The organism is Phenylobacterium sp. SCN 70-31, from assembly GCF_001724605.1.
In the GTDB taxonomy this organism is placed as follows: Bacteria; Pseudomonadota; Alphaproteobacteria; order Caulobacterales; family Caulobacteraceae; genus Phenylobacterium.
The window spans coordinates 201,462-222,950 of sequence record NZ_MEEX01000007.1 but is presented as its reverse complement, the minus strand read 5'-3'; the positions used below and the strand labels follow the sequence as shown (position 1 = coordinate 222,950).

General features: G+C 69.0%; 22 protein-coding genes. 11 read left to right on the top strand and 11 right to left on the bottom strand.

Features of this window, described 5'->3' with window-relative positions:
* The first annotated feature begins 49 nt into the window (after positions 1-49).
* Positions 50-2,269, top strand: coding sequence for a phosphoribosylformylglycinamidine synthase subunit PurL (purL, locus tag ABS78_RS07715; protein WP_293376731.1), 2,220 nt, complete (start codon positions 50-52; stop codon positions 2,267-2,269).
* 6 nt (positions 2,270-2,275) lie between these two features.
* On the opposite strand, the gene ABS78_RS07710 is transcribed toward purL, so the two are convergent.
* Complete coding sequence (locus ABS78_RS07710; protein ID WP_293376729.1) at positions 2,276-2,932, bottom strand: hypothetical protein; 657 nt, start codon at positions 2,930-2,932, stop codon at positions 2,276-2,278.
* Positions 2,933-3,273: 341 nt separating this feature from the next.
* Here ABS78_RS07710 and ahpC point away from each other — a divergent pair, with 341 nt between their 5' ends.
* Both ahpC and ahpF read left to right on the top strand, forming a co-directional pair.
* Positions 3,274-3,837: an alkyl hydroperoxide reductase subunit C gene (gene ahpC / locus ABS78_RS07705; protein WP_293376727.1), complete on the top strand. Its 564-nt coding sequence runs from the start codon at positions 3,274-3,276 to the stop codon at positions 3,835-3,837.
* A gap of 184 nt (positions 3,838-4,021) precedes the next feature.
* Positions 4,022-5,614 (top strand): alkyl hydroperoxide reductase subunit F, encoded by a 1,593-nt coding sequence (gene ahpF / locus ABS78_RS07700; protein ID WP_293376725.1) that lies wholly within the window; start codon positions 4,022-4,024, stop codon positions 5,612-5,614.
* A 14-nt stretch (positions 5,615-5,628) separates the two neighbouring features.
* Here the strand turns inward: ahpF and ABS78_RS07695 are convergent, their stop codons facing one another.
* Both ABS78_RS07695 and ABS78_RS07690 read right to left on the bottom strand, forming a co-directional pair.
* Positions 5,629-6,438, bottom strand: a complete 810-nt coding sequence (locus ABS78_RS07695) for an SDR family oxidoreductase (RefSeq protein ID WP_293376723.1) — start codon at positions 6,436-6,438, stop codon at positions 5,629-5,631.
* 69 nt (positions 6,439-6,507) lie between these two features.
* On the bottom strand, positions 6,508-7,074 hold the full coding sequence (locus ABS78_RS07690; protein WP_293376721.1) for a TetR/AcrR family transcriptional regulator: 567 nt from the start codon (positions 7,072-7,074) through the stop codon (positions 6,508-6,510).
* Between the two features lie 87 nt (positions 7,075-7,161).
* Between ABS78_RS07690 and ABS78_RS07685 the strand changes: the two genes are divergently transcribed.
* From ABS78_RS07685 to ABS78_RS07675, 3 genes are all read left to right on the top strand, one after another.
* Positions 7,162-8,340, top strand: coding sequence for an alanine racemase (locus tag ABS78_RS07685; protein WP_293376719.1), 1,179 nt, complete (start codon positions 7,162-7,164; stop codon positions 8,338-8,340).
* A gap of 92 nt (positions 8,341-8,432) precedes the next feature.
* On the top strand, positions 8,433-8,858 hold the full coding sequence (locus ABS78_RS07680; RefSeq protein WP_293376717.1) for a globin: 426 nt from the start codon (positions 8,433-8,435) through the stop codon (positions 8,856-8,858).
* Positions 8,855-9,886, top strand: coding sequence for an NADP-dependent oxidoreductase (locus ABS78_RS07675; RefSeq protein WP_293376715.1), 1,032 nt, complete (start codon positions 8,855-8,857; stop codon positions 9,884-9,886). The genes ABS78_RS07680 and ABS78_RS07675 overlap by 4 nt, the downstream gene beginning before the upstream one ends.
* A gap of 29 nt (positions 9,887-9,915) precedes the next feature.
* Here the strand turns inward: ABS78_RS07675 and ABS78_RS07670 are convergent, their stop codons facing one another.
* Positions 9,916-10,395 (bottom strand): CinA family protein, encoded by a 480-nt coding sequence (locus ABS78_RS07670; protein ID WP_293376713.1) that lies wholly within the window; start codon positions 10,393-10,395, stop codon positions 9,916-9,918.
* 85 nt (positions 10,396-10,480) lie between these two features.
* Here ABS78_RS07670 and ABS78_RS07665 point away from each other — a divergent pair, with 85 nt between their 5' ends.
* Genes ABS78_RS07665 through ABS78_RS07645 form a run of 5 tightly spaced genes read left to right on the top strand, consistent with a single transcriptional unit; the run spans position 10,481 to position 14,007 of the window.
* Entirely contained in the window at positions 10,481-11,713 is a 1,233-nt protein-coding gene (locus ABS78_RS07665) for a serine hydrolase domain-containing protein (protein WP_293376711.1), read from the top strand.
* A gap of 54 nt (positions 11,714-11,767) precedes the next feature.
* Positions 11,768-12,001 carry a BolA family transcriptional regulator gene (locus ABS78_RS07660; RefSeq protein WP_293376709.1) on the top strand — a complete coding sequence of 78 codons (234 nt, stop codon included), beginning with the start codon at positions 11,768-11,770 and terminating at the stop codon, positions 11,999-12,001.
* 59 nt (positions 12,002-12,060) lie between these two features.
* Positions 12,061-12,405, top strand: coding sequence for a Grx4 family monothiol glutaredoxin (grxD, locus tag ABS78_RS07655; protein WP_293376707.1), 345 nt, complete (start codon positions 12,061-12,063; stop codon positions 12,403-12,405).
* Positions 12,402-12,821 carry a thioesterase family protein gene (locus tag ABS78_RS07650; protein ID WP_293376705.1) on the top strand — a complete coding sequence of 140 codons (420 nt, stop codon included), beginning with the start codon at positions 12,402-12,404 and terminating at the stop codon, positions 12,819-12,821. The genes grxD and ABS78_RS07650 overlap by 4 nt, the downstream gene beginning before the upstream one ends.
* A gap of 40 nt (positions 12,822-12,861) precedes the next feature.
* Positions 12,862-14,007 (top strand): mechanosensitive ion channel domain-containing protein, encoded by a 1,146-nt coding sequence (locus ABS78_RS07645; RefSeq protein WP_293376703.1) that lies wholly within the window; start codon positions 12,862-12,864, stop codon positions 14,005-14,007.
* Here the strand turns inward: ABS78_RS07645 and ABS78_RS07640 are convergent.
* From ABS78_RS07640 to ABS78_RS07610, 7 genes are all read right to left on the bottom strand, one after another.
* Positions 13,942-14,307, bottom strand: a complete 366-nt coding sequence (locus tag ABS78_RS07640; RefSeq protein ID WP_293376701.1) for a hypothetical protein — start codon at positions 14,305-14,307, stop codon at positions 13,942-13,944. The genes ABS78_RS07645 and ABS78_RS07640 overlap by 66 nt on opposite strands.
* Before the next feature lie 88 nt (positions 14,308-14,395).
* Positions 14,396-15,013, bottom strand: coding sequence for a 30S ribosomal protein S4 (gene rpsD / locus ABS78_RS07635; protein WP_293376699.1), 618 nt, complete (start codon positions 15,011-15,013; stop codon positions 14,396-14,398).
* A gap of 177 nt (positions 15,014-15,190) precedes the next feature.
* Positions 15,191-16,666 carry a serine hydrolase domain-containing protein gene (locus ABS78_RS07630; protein ID WP_293376697.1) on the bottom strand — a complete coding sequence of 492 codons (1,476 nt, stop codon included), beginning with the start codon at positions 16,664-16,666 and terminating at the stop codon, positions 15,191-15,193.
* Positions 16,667-16,727: 61 nt separating this feature from the next.
* Positions 16,728-18,050 (bottom strand): DUF1254 domain-containing protein, encoded by a 1,323-nt coding sequence (locus ABS78_RS07625; protein ID WP_293376695.1) that lies wholly within the window; start codon positions 18,048-18,050, stop codon positions 16,728-16,730.
* Between the two features lie 47 nt (positions 18,051-18,097).
* The gene (locus tag ABS78_RS07620) at positions 18,098-19,339 is read right to left on the bottom strand and encodes a DUF1254 domain-containing protein (protein ID WP_293376693.1); all 1,242 of its coding nucleotides are present in this window, start codon (positions 19,337-19,339) and stop codon (positions 18,098-18,100) included.
* Positions 19,336-20,382 carry a nitronate monooxygenase gene (locus tag ABS78_RS07615; protein WP_293376856.1) on the bottom strand — a complete coding sequence of 349 codons (1,047 nt, stop codon included), beginning with the start codon at positions 20,380-20,382 and terminating at the stop codon, positions 19,336-19,338. Before ABS78_RS07615 ends, ABS78_RS07620 begins: the two co-directional genes overlap by 4 nt.
* A gap of 110 nt (positions 20,383-20,492) precedes the next feature.
* Positions 20,493-21,290, bottom strand: a complete 798-nt coding sequence (locus ABS78_RS07610) for an RNA methyltransferase (protein WP_293376691.1) — start codon at positions 21,288-21,290, stop codon at positions 20,493-20,495.
* Positions 21,291-21,489: the final 199 nt, after the last annotated feature.

Sequence of the window (21,489 nt, the reverse complement as noted above, 5' to 3'; positions counted from 1 at the left end):
CCGCCCGCGCCTATCGCCCTCTCCCGAGAGTCCCGCTAGAAGGCGCGCCATGAGCGCCCAGCCTTCCAAGACCCTGGCCGAGAAGGCCGCCGAGTACGGCCTGAAGGCCGACGAATACGACCTGATCGTGCGCCGGCTGAACCGCGAGCCGAACGACGTCGAGCTGGGCGTCTTCTCGGTGATGTGGTCCGAGCACTGTTCCTACAAGTCCAGCCGCAAGCACCTCGGCAAGTTCCCCACCACGGGGCCGAAAGTGATCCAGGGACCGGGCGAGAACGCCGGCGTCATCGACATCGGCGACGGCGACGCCTGCATCTTCAAGATGGAGAGCCACAACCACCCGTCCTACATCGAGCCCTACCAGGGCGCGGCCACGGGCGTGGGCGGCATCATGCGCGACGTCTTCACCATGGGCGCGCGGCCCGTCGCGCTGCTGAACGCGCTCCGCTTCGGCGATCCGTCGCACCCGAAGACGAAGCGTCTCGTCTCGGGCGTGGTGGCCGGCATCGGCGGTTACGGCAACTGCGTGGGCGTGCCCACCGTGGCGGGCGAGACCAATTTCCACCGGGGCTACGACGGCAACATCCTGGTCAACGCCATGTGCGTGGGCCTGGCCGACGCAGACAAGATCTTCTATTCGGCCGCCCCGGCGGCGGGCCTGTCGGTCGTCTACTTCGGCTCCAAGACCGGCCGCGACGGCATTCACGGCGCCACCATGGCGTCCGCCGAGTTCACCGAGGACGCCGAGGAGAAGCGCCCCACGGTACAGGTCGGCGACCCCTTCGCCGAGAAGCTTCTGATCGAGGCCACGCTGGAGCTGATGGCCACCGGCGCCGTCGCCGCCATCCAGGACATGGGCGCCGCCGGCCTCACCTCTTCCTCGGTCGAAATGGCCGGCAAGGGCGGCGTAGGCATCGAGCTCGACCTCGATCATGTGCCCCAGCGCGAAGAGGGCATGACCGCCTATGAGATGATGCTCAGCGAAAGCCAGGAGCGGATGCTGGCGATCCTGAAGCCTGGGCGCGAAGCCGACGGCCATCGCGTGTTCGAGAAGTGGGGCCTGGACGCCGCCGTCATCGGCCGGACCACGGACACCGGCCATCTGGTGCTGAAGCACCACGGCGAGGTGGTGGCCGACGTGCCGCTGGCCCCGCTGTTCGACGACGCCCCGCTCTACGACCGCCCCTGGGTCGCGCCGGCGCCTCAGCCCCGGCTCGACCCCGCGGCCGTACCTGCGCCGGGCGACTGGACGGCCGCGATCCTGAAGCTAATGTCGTGCCCCGACATGGCGTCGAAGCGCTGGCTCTGGGAGCAGTACGACCGCCACGTCATGGCCGACACACTGGAGGACTCGGCCACCGGCGCCGACGCCGGCGTGGTCCGCGTGCACGGGAGCCGCAAGGCGCTGGCCATGACCTCCGACGTCACGCCCCGCTACGTCCAGAACGATCCCTACGAAGGCGGCAAGCAGGCCGTCGCCGAGGCCTGGCGCAACCTGACCGCCGTGGGGGCCGACCCCATCGCCATCACCGACAACCTCAACTTCGGCAATCCCGAGCGGCCCGAGATCATGGGCCAGATCGTCCGCGCCATCGACGGCATGGCCGAGGCCTGCGCGGCCCTCGACTTCCCGGTCGTGAGCGGCAACGTCAGCCTCTACAACGAGACCAACGGCGCGGCCATTCCACCCACGCCCACGGTCGGCGGCGTGGGCCTGATCCCCGACTATGCACAGCGCGCCGACTTCGCGGGCCTGAAACCCGGCGACGCCCTGGTCCTGCTCGGAGAGACGGCCGGCGATCTGGGCGCCTCGATGTACCTGCGCGAGATCCTGGGCCGCGAGGACGGCGCACCCCCGCCGGTGGACCTCGCCGTCGAGCGCCGCAACGGCGACCTCGTGCGCGACCTGATCCGGTCGGGCCTCACCTCGACCGTCCACGACCTGTCCGACGGCGGACTGGCTGCCGCCGCCATCGAGATGGCCCTGGCCTCGGGCGTCGGCGCGGCCCTGAACGTCCAACTCGGCCCGCCCGACCACGCCGCCCTCTTCGGCGAGGATCAGGGGCGATATCTCATCGCCCTCCCCGGCGACCGCCTGGACCAGCTCGACGCCCGCGCCACCGCCGCCGGCGTCCCCTACGAAGTGATCGGCCAGGCCGGCGGCGACGAGGTGTCGTTCACCGGCGCCGGCGGCCTGCTGGCGGCGATCCAACTCGACGAACTCCGCGCCGCCAACGAAGGCTGGATGCCGGCCTTCATGGGCGACTGAGCGAGCTTATGGACTGATGCCTCGGCTCAGATAGTCGTTGGCGACCGAAGGCTCCAGCCTTGTCGCGGTCGCCAGGTCAGCGCGTCCATCCGCTTCATTCCCGAGCCGGATGTTGGCGATCCCTCTGCCGAACAGGGAGCTGGCGAGCTTTTTGCGCAAGCTCAGAGCCTTATCGTAGTCAGCTCGTGCGAGTTCGAACTCCGCTCTGCGCAAATGGAGAAAGCCCCGCGCGTCGTAAGCTGCGAACGCACGCTTCCTGGACCTGGAGACGGCTTGATCGCAGTATGTGAGGGCCAAATCTAACTGTGTGCTCGCTATCGCGCGAACCCAGCAAGCATTGGTCAGTGCGCCCGGGTCGTCAGGGGTGATTTTCAGGACCAAATCGTGATCGGCTAACGCCAAATCATATCGACCCAAGTATTGTTGAGCGGTTCCTCTCACGGCCAAGGCAACGGGATCGTTCGGCCTCTCGACTACGGCGGCTTCGCTCTTAGCCAGAGCCTGCTGGTATTCACCCCGCTTGATAAGGATCCAAGCTCGAAGCGACTTTTCGCTGAAGGGATATGGCTGCGCGATGGTTTGGGTCGGACCGAAAGAGCCGATCGCGATGACGCCCGAAATGACCGCTCCGACCGCGCCACGAACCATCGTTCTCGCTTTCATGCCGTCACCAAGCGAGAACCTACGCGATAAACACGCGTGGCACGACGCCGCGAACGTCTGCAACAGATGAAAGCGACATATCTTGCCGCCCTTGCAGGGGTCGCTCTGGACGTAGCGGGGTGGCGGCATCGTGTTCCCACGTTTTCAGCGGTTCTGCCTCCCGACGTTCCCGCGCCCGCCGCGCCTTCCTCCTGTGCGCTGCACCCCAAGCCCGGCCTGGGATTCCGATACCCACGTTCGGCGGCGCGTCATAGATAATTTCGATGCTTCTGCACTGCAAAAATCAATTTTGCTGATGGCGGATCAGGGCCTAGATGGAGCGTCTCATTCAGGAGTGCTCCATGTCCCTCATCAACACCACGGTGAAGCCGTTTTCCGCCCAGGCCTACAAGGAAGGCAAGTTCGTCGCCGTCAGCGACGCCGACCTGAAGGGCAAGTGGTCGGTCGTCTTCTTCTATCCCGCCGACTTCACCTTCGTCTGCCCGACCGAGCTCGAGGATCTGGCCGACACCTATGCCGAATTCCAGAAGCTGGGCGTGGAAGTCTATTCGGTGTCCACCGACACCCACTTCTCGCACAAGGCATGGGCCGACACCTCGCCGGCCATTGGCAAGATCAAGTACTTCATGGTGGGCGACCCCTCGGGCGACATCACCAACAACTTCGGCGTCATGCGTGAAGGCCAGGGCCTGGCCGACCGCGGCACCTTCCTGGTCGATCCGGACGGCGTGATCCAGTTCACGGAAGTCACCGCCGAGGGCATCGGCCGCAACGCCGCCGAACTGCTGCGCAAGGTCAAGGCCGCCCAGTACGTCCGCAACCATCCCGGCGAAGTCTGCCCGGCGAAGTGGGAAGAAGGCGAGAAGACCCTGGCCCCGTCGCTGGACCTCGTCGGCAAGATCTGAGGCCTTTCACGCCCCCTCCGCCTCGGCCCTGCGGGCCGATCCACCTCCCCCGTTTCACGGGGGAGGAGCCAGAATCCTCGCTCCTCCCCTGCTTGCGGGGGAGGAGCGCCCCGGACCCGATCCGGGGTGACGGAGGGGGCGCAAGCCCCTGCGTAAACCCTCCCCCCAGTCCCCCGGAGCCGTCATGCTGGACGCGAACCTGAAATCCCAGTTGCAGGGCTACCTACAGAACGTCAGAGAGCCGGTCGAACTGGTCGCCTCGCTCGACGAGGGCGCGAAGTCGCGTGAGCTCCTGGCCCTTCTGGAAGACATCGCCTCGGTCTCGGATGGCAAGGTCACGGTCTCCACGGCCGGCGACGACGCGCGCCGCCCCTCTTTCGAGATCCGCCGCAGGGGTTCGGACGTCGGCGTGACCTTCGCCGGCATTCCCCTGGGCCACGAGTTCACCTCGCTGGTGCTCGCTCTGCTCCAGGTGGGCGGCCACCCGCCCCGGGTCGAGCCCGAGGTGATCGAGCAGATCCGCAGCCTCGACGGCGACTTCCGCTTCGAGACCTATTTCTCGCTCTCGTGCCAGAACTGCCCCGACGTGGTGCAGGCGCTGAACCTGATGAGCGTGGTCAATCCGAGGATCCGCCACATCTCCATCGACGGCGCCCTGTTCCAGGACGAGGTCGAGGCGCGCCAGGTCATGGCCGTGCCCACCACCCTGCTGAACGGCCAGCCCTTCGCCCAGGGCCGGATGACCGTGGAACAGATCCTGGCCCAGCTCGACACCGGCGCCGCGGCGCGCGCGGCCGAAAAGATCAAGGCCAAGGACGCCTTCGACGTCCTGGTGATCGGCGGCGGCCCCGCCGGCGCCGCGGCGGCCATCTACGCCGCGCGGAAGGGGATCCGCACCGGCCTCGCCGCCGAGCGCTTCGGCGGACAGGTGCTGGACACCATGTCCATCGAGAACTTCATCTCGGTCCCCCACACCGAGGGGCCGAAGCTGGTCTCGGGCCTGGAGCAGCACGTCAAGGACTACGATGTCGACGTGATGAACCTCCAGCGCGCCGCCAGACTGATCCCCGCCGCCGCGCCGGGCGGCCTGATCGAGGTCGAACTCGAGAACGGCGCCAGTCTGAAGTCGCGCACCGTCATCCTGGCCACCGGCGCCCGCTGGCGGCAGATGGGCGTGCCGGGCGAGGACGATTACCGCAACAAGGGCGTGGCCTACTGCCCCCACTGCGACGGCCCCCTCTTCAAGGGAAAGCGCGTCGCGGTGATCGGCGGCGGCAACTCGGGCGTCGAGGCCGCCATCGACCTGGCGGGCATCGTCGCCCATGTGACCCTGATCGAATACGACAGCCAGCTCCGCGCCGACGCGGTGCTTCAGCGCAAGCTGGCCAGCCTGCCCAACGTCCGCATCGTCACCTCGGCGCTGACCACCGAAGTGCACGGCGACGGCGTCCGGGTCACCGGCCTCACCTACAAGGACCGGAACAGCGACGATGTTCATCGCGTCGATCTGGAAGGTGTGTTCGTGCAGATCGGCTTGGTCCCGAACACGGAGTGGCTCAAGGATTCGGTGACGCTCAGCCGGCATGGCGAGATCGAGACCGACCATCGCGGCGCGACCTCCTTGCCCGGGGTCTTCGCCGGCGGCGACGCCACGACCACGCCCTACAAGCAGATCGTCATCGCCATGGGCGAAGGCTCGAAGGCCGCGCTGTCGGCCTTCGACTACCTTATCCGCCTGCCAGCGGCGGATTCCGCCGAGGCCCAGGCCGCCGCCTGACCCTTCGACGGCGGCTATCCGCCCAGGAACTGCGTCCGGACGGCCTTGCGGAAGGCGTCGATCCCGTCCGCGAGACGGCGGGCGTAGAGCGCGCGTGCGTCGTCGCCCGCCACGTGCGTGACGCCGTCACCCTCGTCATTCACCGCCGCCCACACCTCTTCGGCGATCTGTTCGGCCGTCGAGCCGCCCGAGCGACGGCCGGGGTCCGAGAAGGTCGCCATGACCTTGCCGATCGCATCCATGTAGGCGGGATGCAGGGTGCGCACGATCGAACGGCCGGCGAAGTCGGTGTGGATCAGGCCGGGCGCGACGGTCTTCACCTTGACCCCGAACGGCGCGAGTTCGAAGGCGAGGCTCTCGCTCCATCCTTCGAGGCCCCACTTCGTGGCGTGATAGACGGAGTTGAACGGGAAGGTGACCAGGCCGCCGATCGACGTCGTGGTGACGATGGTCCCCTTCCTGCGCTCGCGCATCGCCGGCAGGAACGCCTGGGTCACACGCATCACACCCAGCAGGTTGGTGGCGAGCTGGTCCTGAAGCTGGTCGTCGGTCGCCCCCTCGAACGCCCCGGCGAGGCCATAGCCGGCGTTGTTGAACAGGACGTCCACCGGACCCAGCGCCAGCGCCGCCCTCGCCGCCTCGCCGATCTGGACGGGGTCGGTCACGTCCAGGGGCATCACGGTGACACCATGGCCCTGCAGCTCGGTATCGGCCGCGGGATTGCGCATGGTGGCGATCGCGTTCCAACCCTTCTGGGCGAACAGCAGCGCTGTAGCGCGGCCCAGGCCCGTGGAACTTCCGGTGATGAAGATGGTCTTGCTCATATCCGCCTCCTCTAAAATGAATTAGAAATCACCTTTGGCCCGTGACGCGGCCAAACTAGGTGTCGCCGGTCAGGCTTTCAGCGCATCCCAGCAGAGGGTCGCCACCGTGTCCTGGAACGCCAAGCGCTGATCCATCGGCATATTTGCCGCCAGGGCGGCCATCGCCTTCAAGGTTTCGCTCAGGAACGTCATCATCCAGGTCGTGTCGAGGTCCTTCAGCAATTGCTCGGCCTTGCCGCGTTCCAGCAGAGCCGTCACGGGACGGGCCCCAAGCGCCGAGACCTCGCGCGACGCGTCGGTCATGTATGGCGAGTTCGCCAACTGCCGGACGAAGACAATTTCTGCATTATTTTGAATGACATAATCCATATAGGATTTGCTCATTCGGAAGAACGTGGCCTTGAGGGGCAGCCCGTCGTCACGCAGCACAAAGTCGGAGAACGCCAGTTTCACCTGACGGTACAGCGCCTCCAGAAGGGCCTCCTTGCCTTTGAAGTAGATATAGACGGTGCCGGTGGCCACGCCGGCGCGCCGCGCCACCGCCTCGATCGACAGCCCGGCGAGCCCGACCGACTGGATCTCGTCCAGCGCCGCCCGAAGGATGTCGTGCGCCTTGGCCTCGTCCTTTTGCCTCATCCTGATATAGTGAATTCATATTCATTATCCTGCAAGCCTAACAGCGGCCCTTTTCTTCCGGGCGATCTTCCCGGAGTTTGGCGCGCCATGAGCCGAACGCCAGACGAGATCCGCGCCGACCTGGGCCCACTCGCCGAGAGGCCTCACATCGCCTTCGCCCTGTCGAGCCTGGGCCACCCCGGCTCCGCCGCCCTCATCCCGACGCCGGCGGTCACCATCGACCTGGACGCCTTCGACCGGAACGTCGCCAAGATGGCCGACCGAGCGCAGTCCGCCGGACTGGCGCTTCGCCCGCACGCCAAATCCCATAAGTGCGCCGCCCTGGCGCTGCGTCAGGTCCAGGCCGGCGCCGTCGGCGTCTGCTGCGCCAAGCTGGCCGAGGCAGAGGCGCTGGCCGCGCGAGGGATCGGCCACATCCTGATCACGTCGCCCGTCGCGGGAGCCGGGAAAGCCGCCCGCGCCGCGCGCCTGGCGGCCGCCCTTCCCGACTTCCGCATCGTTCTGGACCATCCGGACGGCGCCGCCGAACTGGCCGCCGCGACCACCGCGCCCCTGCAGGTGCTGATCGACATCGACGTCGGGCTGGGACGCACGGGTTGCCACGACCCCGCCCAGGCGGCGGAGACGGCGCGCGCGATTCTCGCCCATCCGAACCTCCGACTGCTGGGGGTCCAGGGCTATGGCGGCGCATGGCAGCACATGGAAGGCGCGAACACCCGCGCCGCCGCTGTGGCCGACGGCATGGCGAAACTCACCGCCGCCATCGCCGCGATCCGCGCCGTCGGGGGAACCGTGGAGGTCGTGACCGGCGGCGGCACCGGCACGTTCACCGCCGATGCAGCCCAGGGCGTGCTGACCGAGATCCAGCCCGGCTCCTACGCCTTCATGGATAAGGAGTACCGCGACGCGCTCGGGGAAGATCCCGAAGGCGCCTTCGAGCAGAGCGCCACGGTGGTCACCACCGTGATTTCCGCCAATCATCCCAAGTGGGTGTCCACCGATGCGGGCCTTAAGGCGTTCAACACCGACGGGCCGCTCCCCCAGCCCCTGACCCCGAAGTTCGGCGGTTGCGCCTATCGCTTCTTCGGGGACGAGCAGGGCCTCCTGATGCGACCCAAGGCGGAATCCGTGCTCCGGGGCGAACGGCTCGCACTGGCCCCCGGGCACATCGACCCGACCCTGGACCGTTACGACGTCTTCCACCTGGTGCGGGGCGATGTGCTGGTCGACATCGTCCGCGTCGACGCCCGCGGCGCGTCGCAATAGCCGCCCCCCGCGTCCCGCCGCTTGCCTCGGCGATCCGCCCCGCCGATGGTGAGGGGACGCCCGCGGCAGACCGGGCGAGAGGAGGACGTCGAATGGCCTACAGCTATTCCGCCGCCGTCGAGGCCAGTCTTGAGCGGATCGCCGAATTGGGGATCGATCCCACCTCGCACGTCTACGATCGCCTGTTCGCCACGCATCCCGACATGAAGCCCCATTTCTGGCGCGACCAGGACGGCGCGATCCGCGGCGAGATGCTGGCCAAGGTGTTCGAGGCGATCCTCGATTTCATCGGCGAGCGCCGCTACGCCAGCCACATGATCCGCAACGAGATCATCACCCACGAAGGCTACGACGTGCCGCGCGACATCTTCGCCACCTTCTTCGCCACGGTGGGCCGGACGCTGAAAGATCTGCTGGGCGACGACTGGACCGCGGAGACCGACCACGCCTGGTCCGCCATGCTGAACGACATCGACGCCTACGTCCGCGCCACGCCTCGCGTGGGGGCCGCCGCATGAGCGGAACCTACCGGTACTGGACCCAGGCGAAGCGCCCACCCCCGCCCTGGCCCGACGACGGGACCTTCGAAATGCGCATCGCCCCGATCCCCACGCCGGGACCGGGCCAGGCGCTGACCCGGACGATCTACGTCTCTCTCGATCCCTACCAGTGGGGCTACAAGCGCCGCGGCGTCGAACCCGAGGGCGCGCCCTGCCACGCCCGCACGGTGGCTCAGATCGTCGAAAGCCGGATCGACGGCCTGTCGCCGGGCGACTTCGTCTTCAACACCAACGGCTGGGCCGAGTATGGGCTGATGGGCGAAGGGGTCCCCAGGCCGGGCTACATGATTCCGCGAAGGCTCGACCCCGCCCGGGGGAAGATCAGCCATGCGGTCGGCGTCCTGGGCATGCTGGGGCTCACGGCCTACGCCGGCATGATCCTCCAGTGCCAGCCAAAGCCGGGTGAGACGGTCGTGGTCTCGGCGGCCTCGGGCGGCGTGGGCCAGATCGCCGGCCAACTCGCGCGCCAGCGTGGCGCCCGGGTGGTGGGGATCGCCGGCAAGCCCGAGAAATGCCGCTTCGTCCTGGAAAACCTGCGCTTCGACGCCTGCGTCAGCCACCTGTCGCCCACCTTCGCCGACGACCTGCGCGCCGCCTGTCCCGACGGCGTGGACGCCTACTTCGAGAACGTGGGAGGCGCCGTGTTCCAGGCGGTGCTGCCGCTGTTCCGTCCGGGCGCCCGCATGACCATCTGCGGCCTGATCTCCCACTACGGCGATGAGTCCGGCGACGCCGGCGCGGCCGAGCGCGCCGCCGCCGAAGCCCGCGGCGTCCAGGTCTCGAACCTGTTCGTAGGCGAGTATGTGGAAGGCCATCACGACGCCTTCCTCACCGAGGTGGCCCCCTGGGTGGCCGAGGGAAAGGTGCGCTATCTGGAAGACATCCGCGAAGGCTTCGACGCCGTTCCCGCTGCTTTCGCGCAGATGCTGAAGGGCGGAAATTTCGGGAAGACCCTGGTCAGGATCGCGCCCGACCCGACGCTCTGAACCTTTCCCCGCCCCCCTCGCGAGCCCTCCTATCCCAGCGCCTTGTCGAACAGCCTCAGGCAGGCCGCTGCGAACGCGCGCATGTTGGCGCTGCGATCCTCCGAACCCGTCTCGACCGTCAGCACGGCCTCGACCGGCCCCGACACCGCCACGCAGGTATGGCCGGGGGCGTCGCCGTAGCCGTTGCCCGTCGGTCCCGCCGCCCCGGTCTCCGAGATTCCCCAGGTCGCGCCGTAACGCTCGCAGGCGTTTCGGGCCAGGAGCAGGGCGTAGGGCTCGCTGGACGATCGTATCCCCTCCAGCGCCTCGCGGGGGATGTCGGTCAGCAGCACCCGCGCCTTGGGCGTGTAAACCACCGCCCCACCCAGGAAGTAGGCGCTGGCGCCCGGCACGCTCAGCAGCGCCGCCGACACCAGTCCGCCCGACGAGCTTTCGTTGATCGCGACCTTCTCCCCGCGCGCCTTGAGCTTCTCGCCGATCTCCGCCGCCAGGGCCTCGAGTTCGTCCATACCCGTCCTTCCACTTGGCCAAACGCCCGTTCGGCGCCCATGATGCCGTCATTCAAGCAAGACGCCATACTGTCGGGAGGATTTCATGGACGCCCAGTCGCAATGGACCGGCCTGGACGCCGGACGCCTGGAACGGATCGGCGAACACCTGGAGCGAAACTACATCGGCCCCGGCAAGATCGCCGGCTGTCAGGTCAGCGTCGCCCGCCACGGCCACCTGGCCTATTTCAAGTCGTTCGGCGCGATGGATCTGGAGCGCGGCAAGACCACCCGCGACGACACCATCTATCGCATCTATTCGATGACCAAGCCGGTCACCTCGGTGGCGCTGATGACGCTGTACGAGCGGGGCTATTTTCAGCTCAACGACCCGGTCAGCCGCTACGTCCCCTCGTGGAAGAATCACCGCGTCTGGGTGTCGGGCGAGGGCGAGGCCATGCAGACCGAGGCGCCGCATCGGCCCATCACTTTCCGCGACGTGCTGAGCCACACCGCCGGCCTGACCTATGGCGGCGGCCTGCCGGGCGTGGGCATCCAGCATCCGATCGACAAGGTCTACCGCGAACTGAAGATCCGCTCGTTCGACGCGCCCGACACGATGGACGGCTTCATGGAGAAGCTTTCGAAGGTGCCGCTCCGCTACCAGCCGGGTACGGCCTGGATGTACTCCCTGGCCACCGACGTCTGCGGCGCCCTGGTCGAGATCATCTCCGGCAAGCCCTTCGCCCAGTATCTCCAGGAGGAGATCTTCGAGCCCCTGGGCATGAAGGACACCGCCTTCCAGGTCGCGCCCGAGAAGGTGGATCGTTTCGCCGCCAACTATCAGCGCGGCCCCGACAAGACGCTGAAGCTCATCGACGACCCGGCCAACAGCGCCTTCGCGAAGGAGCCGGGCTTCAAGTCGGGCGGCGGCGGGCTCACCGGCACGTCCGCAGACTACCTCCGCTTCTGCGAGATGCTGCGCCGGGGCGGCGAACTGGATGGGGCCCGCATCCTGGGGCCGCGCACCGTCGCCCTGATGCACATGAACCACCTGCCCGGCGGCAAGCAGCTCACCGACCTGGCCATCGGCGGCTTCTCCGAGACCGCCTACGACGGCGTGGGTTTCGGCCTGGGCTTCGCCTCGACGCTGGGCGAGGTGGAGTCCGGCGGCCTGGGCGCCGGGGACTACTATTGGGGCGGCGCGGCCTCGACCATCTTCTGGGTCGATCCGAAGGAAGACCTGTGCGTCGTCTTCATGACCCAGCTCATGCCGTCGGGCACCTTCAACTTCCGAGGGCAGCTCAAGAGCATCATCTATTCGGCGATCATCGATTGAGCCGTGCGGCCCGCGCCGCTTGAGGCGCGGGCCCGTTCGTCCTAAGCCCTCCCCATGCCGATGTCCCAGCCCGATCTCGAAGCCGCCCTGCGCGAGGGTTTTCCCGACGCCGAGATCGAGATCACCGACCTCGCCGGCGACGGAGACCACTACAAGGCCAGGATCGTATCGACCGCCTTCTCCGGCCTGCCGCGCGTCCGCCAGCACCAGCTCGTCTACGCCGCGCTCAAGGGCAAGATGGGCGGGGAACTCCACGCGCTGGCGCTGGAGACCAGCGCGCCCGCTTGACCCGGGAACCCGGCGTCCCTAGCTCTTGGCCTGCACCTCTTCGCCGAAAGGGCGACCCGATGTCCGAAGCCGCCGCCGCCAACCCCGTCCATGACTGGATCGCCAAGTCCGTGGCCGAGCATCCTGTGATCCTGTTCATGAAGGGCGCGCCGGAACAGCCCCGCTGCGGCTTCTCGGCCGTGACGGTCCAGGTGCTCGATCATCTGGGCGTGGACTTCGTCGGCGTCGATGTCCTCCAGAGCGACGCGCTGCGCGATGGCATCAAGACCTTCTCCGACTGGCCGACCATCCCTCAGCTCTATGTGAAGGGCGAGTTCGTGGGCGGGTGCGACATCGTCCGCGAGATGTTCGAGTCCGGCGAACTGAAGACCTTCCTGCAGGAACAGGGCGTCCTGGACGCGTGAGCCGTCAGCTCGAACCGCCGGAGGGCCGGCAGGTCTTCCGCCTGACGTTCGAGCCGTCCCCCGAGGACATCGACGAGAACGGCCACGTCAACAACGTGGTCTATCTGCGCTGGGCTCAGGACCTCGGCGTCGCCCACTGGCAAAGCCGCGCCAGCGCCGAGACGCAGGCGACGTGGGCCTGGGTCGCGCTGCGCCACGAGATCGATTATCGCCGCGAACTCAAGCTGGGCGAGACCGCCCAAGGGCGCACCTGGGTGGCGGATGCGCCCGAAGGCCCGCGCTTCGACCGCTTCATCCGCATCGACGGACCGGACGGCGCCATGTGCGCCCAGGTCCGCACGACCTGGGTCCTGATCGAACAGGCCACGGGCCGCCCGCGCCGCGTCCCCGACTGGATCCCGGAAGTTTTCACATAGGCGCGGAACCGCTCGTTCTTTTGCGCGTTAAAACGCGCTCATGCCCATCGATACTTTTCTGGCCGCCGCGCGGCAGCATCTGGGCTGGGCGCCATCCTGGCTGCTCGGCCTCATCCTCATCGCACTTGCCCTGGCCGCAGCGCTGGCGGCGTACGGCGGCATCGTGCGGGTTCTCCGAAAGCGGCTGACGGCAGAGGATTCGTTCTGGCGCCCGCTTCTGCTACGCACGCGCCGTACGGCTCGGCTGGCGCTCTGCATCGGCGCCGTCGCCTGGGCGGTGCATGTCGCGCCCATGCCCGAGCGGCAGGAGGCGCTGGCGCATCACGGCCTGCTGGTCGCCTTCATCGTTCTGGTCGGCATGGCCGCCATGTCGGCCCTCGACATCGCTTCGACGCTCTACCTCGACCGCTACCGGATCGACGTCAGCGACAATCTGGAAGCCCGCAAGCACCAGACCCAGGTGCGCATCCTGCGCCGCGCCGCCGCGACGCTGGTCGTGATGCTCACCATCGCCTTCGCCCTCATGACCGTGCCAGGCGTTCGCCAGCTGGGCGTCAGCCTGCTGGCTGCGGGCGGCGCGGCCGGCATCATCGTGGGCCTCGCCCTCCAGCCGGTGCTGTCGAACCTGCTGGCCGGGGTGCAGATCGCGCTGACCCAGCCCATCCGCATCGACGACGCCCTGATCGTCGAGGGCGAGTGGGGGCGCGTCGAGGAGATCACCTCGACCTATGTCGTCATCCGCATCTGGGACCTGCGCCGCCTGATCGTGCCGCTGAAGTACTTCATGGAGAAGCCGTTCCAGAACTGGACGCGGGAGTCGGCCGAGCTTCTGGGGGTGGTGATGCTCTATCTCGACTATCGCGCGCCGGTGGAGGCGATCCGCGAGCGACTGGCCGAAATTCTGTCGGGGACGGAACTCTGGGACGGCAAGGTCTCGGTCGTGCAGGTGACCGACGCGCGCGAACGGGTCATGGAGGTGCGCATCCTGGCCAGCGCCCGCAGTTCGGGCGAGGCGTTCGACCTGCGCTGCCTGGTCCGCGAGAAGATGATCGGCTGGCTCCGCGAGGCCCATCCCGAAGCGCTGCCGCACACGCGGCTCCAGCTCTCTCCGGTCGAATCCCTATCGAAGGGCCGCGATCGGGTTGAGCAGGAGGATCGACTCGTCCGGGCGCAGGCCGAGGCCTGACCAGGGGAAGGTGACGGTGAGTTCGCCCCGTCCCGCGCCCGGCGGACAGGGTCGCACACGCCGGCGAGCGATCGACAGCGTGGCTGGCCGCCGGCTCCGATCCACGTAGGGGACATAGTCCTCGGCCGGCGTGCACCCATCGGCCTCGACACGCACCACCAGGCCCTGCCGCATGGCCTGGAAGCCGTAAAGGGTCTCCAGTTCGGCGAACGGCTTGGCCGCCGCCCGAACCTTCGGCGTCCGCAGCGTCGCGCAGGCGCCGAGCGACAGTCCGGCGAGGAGGAAGACGCGGCGGTCCATGCCGGCCACTTCGCCACACCCGGCGCCCAAGCAAAAGGCCCCGGATCGCTCCGGGGCCTTCGCACAGATCTTCGATGATCGGCGTCGCTTACGACGCGTAGAATTCGACCACGAGGTTCGGCTCCATCTTCACCGGGTACGGCACTTCGGCCAGTTCCGGCGCGCGGACGAAGGTGGCGGACATGCTCTTCGCGTCCACGGTGATGTAGTCGGGGGTGTCGCGCTCGGACGACCCCAGGGCTTCCAGCACCAGGGCCATGTGGCGCGAACGCTCGCGCACCGACACGACGTCGCCCGGCTTCACGCGGTACGACGCGATGTTCACGCGCTTGCCGTTCACCAGCACATGGCCGTGGTTGACGAACTGACGGGCGGCGAAGGGCGTCGGCACGAACTTGGAACGATAGACCACCGCATCCAGGCGCGACTCGAGCAGCGCGATCAGGTTCTCCGAAGTGTTGCCCTTGCGGCGCGCGGCTTCGGTATAGATGCGGACGAACTGCTTTTCGGTGATGTTGCCGTAGTAGCCCTTGAGCTTCTGCTTGGCGCGAAGCTGGAGGCCGAAGTCCGAAACCTTGGACTTGCGGCGCTGGCCGTGCTGACCGGGGCCGTAGGCGCGGCTGTTGATGGGAGACTTCGGGCGACCCCAGACGTTTTCGCCCATCCGGCGGTCGAGTTTGTACTTGGCGCTATGGCGCTTCGACATGATCCACTCTCTTGCGACGCGGGCCGGCGACCTCTCGAAAAGGAGATCGCGATTTCAACGGCGGCCTTGCATCAACCCGTCATAGGCTTCCGGCCACACGGGCAGGCCCGGCGGCTGGAAGGCGCGGTGTATGGCGGCCGAGAACCGCCGAGTCAAGCTGCGGCCCCGCGGCGGCGCCTACGGCAGCTTCGGGCGCACGTTGCTGAACGTGAGCATGCCCGTGACCTTGCCGGCCTTGTCGCGCTGGAAGATCACCTCCTCGGCCTCGCCGCCGTCCTGGCGGACCCGGACGAAGACATCGCCGCCCTTGGCCTTCAGGATCTGCAGGTCGTCGGATGGCGTGCGCGACGGCAGGCGCAGCACCGCCAGCCCGCCCGCCCACGGCGAGACCAGGATCTCGGCCGCGAACGGCTGGCCGCCATAGCGCCCGGCGTAGTCCTCCAGCGGAACGCCCCTGGCCGCCGCCGGCGCCTTGAACGCGAAGCCCTCCCGTTTCTGCAACAGGCCGAACACGCCCGCCCCCAGGTCGCCAGGCCGATCGGGCGTGTTCTGCATCACGATCACAGCCGTCTGGCTGTCCATGTGCAGCCGGAGCAGAGTCTCATAGCCGGGGCATGAGCCACCGTGGCCCACGTAGGTGCGATTGCCAGCCCGTCCCACCTGGAAGCCCAGGCCCCAGTAGGTGCGCCAGTCGGGATCGACGAACTGCACCCGCTGCATCTCGTGCAAGGTGGACGCCTTCAGGATCTCAGGTGTCTCGGTGCGCGCCAGCCGGAACTGCCACGAGGCGAACCGGCCCAGATCCTCCACCGTCGACGTGAAGCCCGCGGCGGGAGCGATCCCGCGGGTGTCGAAGGTGTTCAGCAGGTCCCGGGTCCCGTCGCGCTTCCGCGCCCCCCAGCCCACCGCCATGTCCTTGCCCAGCCGCGCGGTCGGGAAGCTGGGCTGCGTATCCTTCAGCCCCAGCGGCCCCAGGATCGAGGCCTGAACATACGCCGCGTAGGACTGACCCGACGTGGCCTCGACGGCCTCGCCGGCCAGTGTGATCCCGAGATTGGAGTACTGGAACCACCGTCCGGGCGGGAACAGCGCAGCCTGCTCAGGCGTCTTCGCCCGCATCTGGGCCTGGGTGGGAAACGGATAGGTTTCGCCGATCCAGTAGGGGAAGTCGCTTTCCCGCGGCAGGCCGGCCGAATGGGTCAGCAGACCGCGCAGGGTGACCGGCCCGCTGTCGCCCTGCGCCGGCTTCAGGGTCGCCCAGGAAAGGTAGCTGGTGAGCGGCTGGTCGATGGAGAGCCGCCCGGCCTCCTGCTCGCGCATCACCGCCACAGCGGTGAAAACCTTGGAGATCGAGCAGATGGAGTAGACGGTCTTCGGCGTCGCCGGGATCTTCCGGGCGGCGTCCAGCGTTCCGTAGCCCTTCGCCCAGATGAGGTCGTCGCCCACCACCACGCCGGCGGTCAGGGCGGGGATATCCTCGAAATCGCGCACACCCGCGAGCCAGCCATCGACCACGCGCAGCGCCTCCGTACGAGCCGCCTTGCGGGCGGCCTCGGCCGAGGCCGGAGGCTGCGCCAGCGCCGTCACTGGAGCCCAGCCAACTGTCGCCGCCAGCCCGATGGCGACAGCCCGCCGCATCCGGATCGTGTCCATCTCGTCTCACCCCCTCTGCAGGGAGACGACCCTAGCGGTGCGGGCTCGGGCGCGCCAAGACCTACGCCGTCTCCAGCGCAGGCAGCCGGTAGCGACCGTCGCGGAATTCGTCGTTGGGCAGATAGGCGCGGAAGCTCAGGCTGAACGGTCCCTGGGGCGGGGCGGGCAGCCAGTTGGGCGACCGGTCGCCGCCGGGATCGCTGCGGGCGATCCACAGCGTCAGCGATCCGTCGGCGTTCTTACGCAGGCCGGGCGTCCGGTCGCCGATCGAATAGCGCCGGATCGGGTTCTCCACGAGGAAGAACTGCCCATCGGGCGTGGCCTCGTACATGGTCAGCGACCAGAAGGCGTCGACGGCGGGCAGTCTGTCGGCGGGGAAGTGCAGGCGATACGGCCCCGCCCCCGTGATCATTCGCCCCTGCTCGGCCACGGGCTGCATGTACATCGCCTCGGCCGGCGGCAGGGCGGCCAGCCCGCCCAGCGCCACCGCCGCGCGGAACAGATAGTCCTGGTTGAAGTCGCCGAGCGTCGTCCGGGGATAGCTCCAGCCCTGGACCGCCGCGCCAGGCCGCATGCCCCTCAAGGCGCGCTGCGCCTCGGCCACGCCCGCTGCGATCTCGGCCATCGCCGCCGCGTCGAAGCGCTTGGGATCGAATCCGCCTCGCGCCGTCAGGCCCAGGGCCGCCGTACGGCCGAACAGCGCCCCATCGGTGGCGGGCGGCGGGTTGGCCTTCAGCAGCCGGGCCACCGAGGCGAAATACTCCAGGGGCGGCGCCGCGCGCTCGGCGAAGGCGGCGAGGGCCGCCGCGGCCGGACCGCTCATGCGAAGGCCGTCCTGAAGCTTGTGGACGGCGGGCAGGTCGTCTGGACCATCGACGAGAATCCGCACCAGCACCCAGCCCTCCGGCGTCTTCAGTCTTACGACGTCCGGCCCCTCGCCGGCCTGTCCCGGCCCGACGATGGTGTAGCGCCCGCCGGCGCCGCCCGTGGTCCGCGTGCCCAGGACGAAGTCGTTGTCGGTGAACATGTTCATGCCCGCCACCGAGATGTAGCGATCCCCTGTGGGCGGAATCTCCATCGTCACCGGCCCGCGGCTCAGGTCTACCCACGCCCGCGAATAGAGGGTGTCGTTGTTGGGTGTGGTGACGCTCCGCGACTGCGGCCCGGCGAGATGGCGGCCATGTCCGAACGTGTTGAGGCGCTTCAGCACCGCGTCCGGGCCGGCCAGCGCGCGGGCCCGCGCGGTGGCCATCTCGATGAGCGGCAGTCCGTAGAGCCACGCCTCGCGAGCCGCCGACCTCAGGTCGCCGCTCGCCGCATGCGCCCGCGCCGCCGGGATCGCCCCGATCACCGCCAGCGCCGCCAAAATCTCACGCCTGTTCACCGTGCCGCCTCCATCAACGCGGAGCCTGATTGGCGGCCACGCGCGCGTCAGACAACCTCCAGCGGAGGCATACGGTAATAGCCCTGGAGCAACTCGGCGCGCGGCAGGTAGGCCCGCATGAACACGGCGAACGGCGCAGGCGGCGCGGGCAGCCAGTTGGCCTCGCGCTCGGCCCCGGGGCTCTCGTTCCCGATCCAGATGTCCAGCGAACCGTCCGCGTTGGCCACGAGGCCCGGCGAGCGGTCGCCGATGGCGTAGCGGTTCAACGGATTGTCCCAGAAGAAGTACTGCCCGTCGTCGGTCGCCTCGTAGAGGCTGAGGGACCAGAAGGAATCCACCGGCAGGTGGCCGTCCGCCGGAAAGTGCAGCCGCCAGGCCTTGCGGCCGTCGAACAGCTTGCCGGGCTCGGGCCCCTGCCCCTGAAGGTACATGGCCTCGGTCGGCGGAAGGGCGGCCAGGCCGCCCAGGGCGACCGCGGCGCGCAGCCCGTAGTCCTGCTCGAAATCGCCCAGCTTGGCGCTGGGATACGACCAGCCCTGGATGGACGCCCCGCCGCCCAGGCCGCCGCCGCCGCGCACCGCCTTGCGGCCGTCCTCGAGCCCGGCGGCGATCTCCGCCGCCTCGTCGGCCGAGAAGCGGCCAGGGTCGAAGCCTTCCAGGAGCCCGAGCGGCGCCAGCCCCTGGAGATAGCCCAGGTCGGTCACCGGCGGCGGATTGGCGGCCATCAGCTTGGCGGCGCTCGCGAAATATTCCGCCCAGTCCGCCTTGCGCCCCGCGTAGGGCCCGGGCGGCGCCGCGGCCGGCGCCTGGAGAGAGACGCCCGCCTGGACCTGGCGCGCGGCGTCCAGGTCGTGCGGCCCCTCCACCAGGACTCGGGCCAGCGCCCAGACGTGATCTGTCGGCGAACGGATGAGGTTCCACCCCTCGGCCGCCTCGCGCGGCCCCACCAGTCGGAACGTCCCGCCGTCGGGCCCGGTGGTCCGCGTGCCCAGGACGGCGAAGTTATTGGTGTAGGCGTCCATCAGCGCCAGCGAGAGATAGCGCTCGCCGGCGGGCGGCAGGGTGATCGTCACCGGCCCCGCCGAGAGGTCGATGTGGGCGGTGGAATAAAGCGTGTCGGTGTTGGGCGTCGTCACGGCGCGATGCTTGGGCGTCGCCAGGTTCCGGACATGGGTGATGGTCCCCATCGTCTGTCCCAGTCCCAGGCCCCGCTGGCGCGTCGTCGCCACCTCGATCAGCGGCAAGGTGTAGATGTAGGCGTCCCGCGCCGCCGTCCTCAGGTCGCTCAAGATCCGTCCTTCCGCTCCGTCCGGCTCGCCAGCATCCGGGCGGCCTCGCCGGCCTCGTCCCACCACGCTCGCAGCATCCCGGCCGCCTGGCCGGGCCGCGCGAGGGCCACGCCCTGACCGGCCCAGAGCGAAATCATCTCGGGCTCGTCGGCCTGGGCGGCGGCGGCGCGCAGCGGCTGGGTCAGCCTGTTCTGGACAGGATAGGCTGGGACCTCGTCCTGGACCCCATGCATCAGACGCATGAACCTGTTCTCGATGCCGCGGGCGTGACGGCCGGTGAACGCCCGCGTCAGGCGCGTGGCGTCGTCGCCCGCCCTCTCGATCGCCCCTCGCCAGGGCCTGGACGTCGTGGCCTCGTCCGCGAGCAGGAACGCCGTCCCCATCTGCGCCGCCGCCGCCCCCAGGGCGAGCACCGCCGCCACCCCCCGCCCGTCCATGATTCCCCCGGCGGCGATGACCGGCAGGTCCACGGCCGACCGGATCGTCGCCACCAGGGCCAGCGTCCCCACGAGGCTGGCCTCCGGATCGGCCAGGAAGTGCCCGCGATGCCCCCCGGCCTCGAAACCCTGAGCGCAGATTCCGTCGGCGCCCGCCTCGGCCCAGGCCCGCGCCTCGGCGACCGTTGTCGCCGTCCCGATGACGAGGGTTCCTCGCGCCCGGAGACGCGCCACCCGCGGCCGGTCCAGAATGCCGAAGGTGAACGATGCGGCGGGCGGCGACGCCGCGATGACCGCCTCCAGCTGGGCGTCGAAGTCCGGCGCGAAACTGTTCGGAGCCTCGGGAGGCTCCAGGCCCAGTTGAGCGTACCACGGCGTCAGCTGCGCCAGGGCCGCGGCCACCTCGCCGGGCGCCGGATCGCCCCGCGGCGCCATGAGCAGATTGACCGCGAACGGGGCGTCGGTCGCCGCCCGCACGCGCGCCACCGCCGGTCCGATCGCCTCGGGCGCCAGGGCGCCCGCCGCGAGGGCGCCCATCCCGCCGGCCGCGCTCACCGCCGCCGCCAGGCCGTCCAGGGACGCGCCCACCATCGGCGCCTGGAGAATCGGAATCGGCAGCGCCGCCAGCAGACGCGCCAGACCTTCTCCCGGCCTTCCTGCGCCAGGTATTCCTTCGCCGGGCCCTCCTTCGCCGGCCCCTCCTTCACCGGACGGCGTCACGCCTCGCCCTCGCCCCGCTTGCGGGCGATCTTCTCCAGCACCTTGCCCCGTCCCCGGCTGAGGGCGGTGATCACCCCGCGAAGCGTGCGCACCTCCTGATCGGTGAAGCGCGCCTTGCCCAGCGCGGACCGCAGGTTCTGGACCATGTTCGGCGTCTTCTCGGGCGGATGGAAGAAGCCCGCGGTCTCCAGTTCGCGCTCGAGGTGCTGGTAGAGGCCCAGCAGGGCCTCGCCCGAGGCTGGCTCCGGTCCCTCGCGGAAGGCGGGCGGCGCAGCGTCGGCGACCGTCGTGCGCCACTCATAGGCGTTGATGGCCACCGCCTGGGCGAGATTCAGCGAGCGAAAACGCGGATCGATCGGAATGGTCACCACCGCCTGGCAAAGCGCGATGTCGGCGGTCTCGAGCCCCGCGCGTTCCCCGCCGAACAACAGGCCCACGCGCCGCCCTTCGGCGGCCGCGCCCGCCAGTTCCGCCGCGGCGGCCCGCGGCGTCAGCACCGGCAGGGTCAGCTCTCGCGGACGCGCGGTCGTGGCGAAGACGAGTTGCAGGTCTGCGACCGCCTCGGCCACGGTGTCGTGCACCCGGGCGGCGTTCAGCGGCCATTCCGCCCCCGAAGCCAGGGCCCAAGCACGCTCCTGGGGCCAGCCGTCGCGAGGATTCACCAGGCGAAGATCCGACAGGCCGAAGTTGGCCATGATGCGCGCAACGGCCCCGATGTTCTCGGCGAGCTGGGGCGTGGTCAGGATGACGGCCGGCGCGGAAAGGGTGGGTGCGGAGAGGGCGGCGTTGGCCATGCCCCGTCTTAGAGGCGCCCGCCCGCCGGAAGGCAACCCTCGCCGATGGAAACGCCACCGCGACGGAACCTCCAGACGACGCGTCCGACGGCGCCGATCGCTCGCGTCGCACAGCCTCCGGCCGTCGCCTGCCTGTTGCGAAGCCGGAGAGGCGTCCGTGCCGTAAGGTGACCCCTCGCGAGCCTTTGCGTTGGCGCTC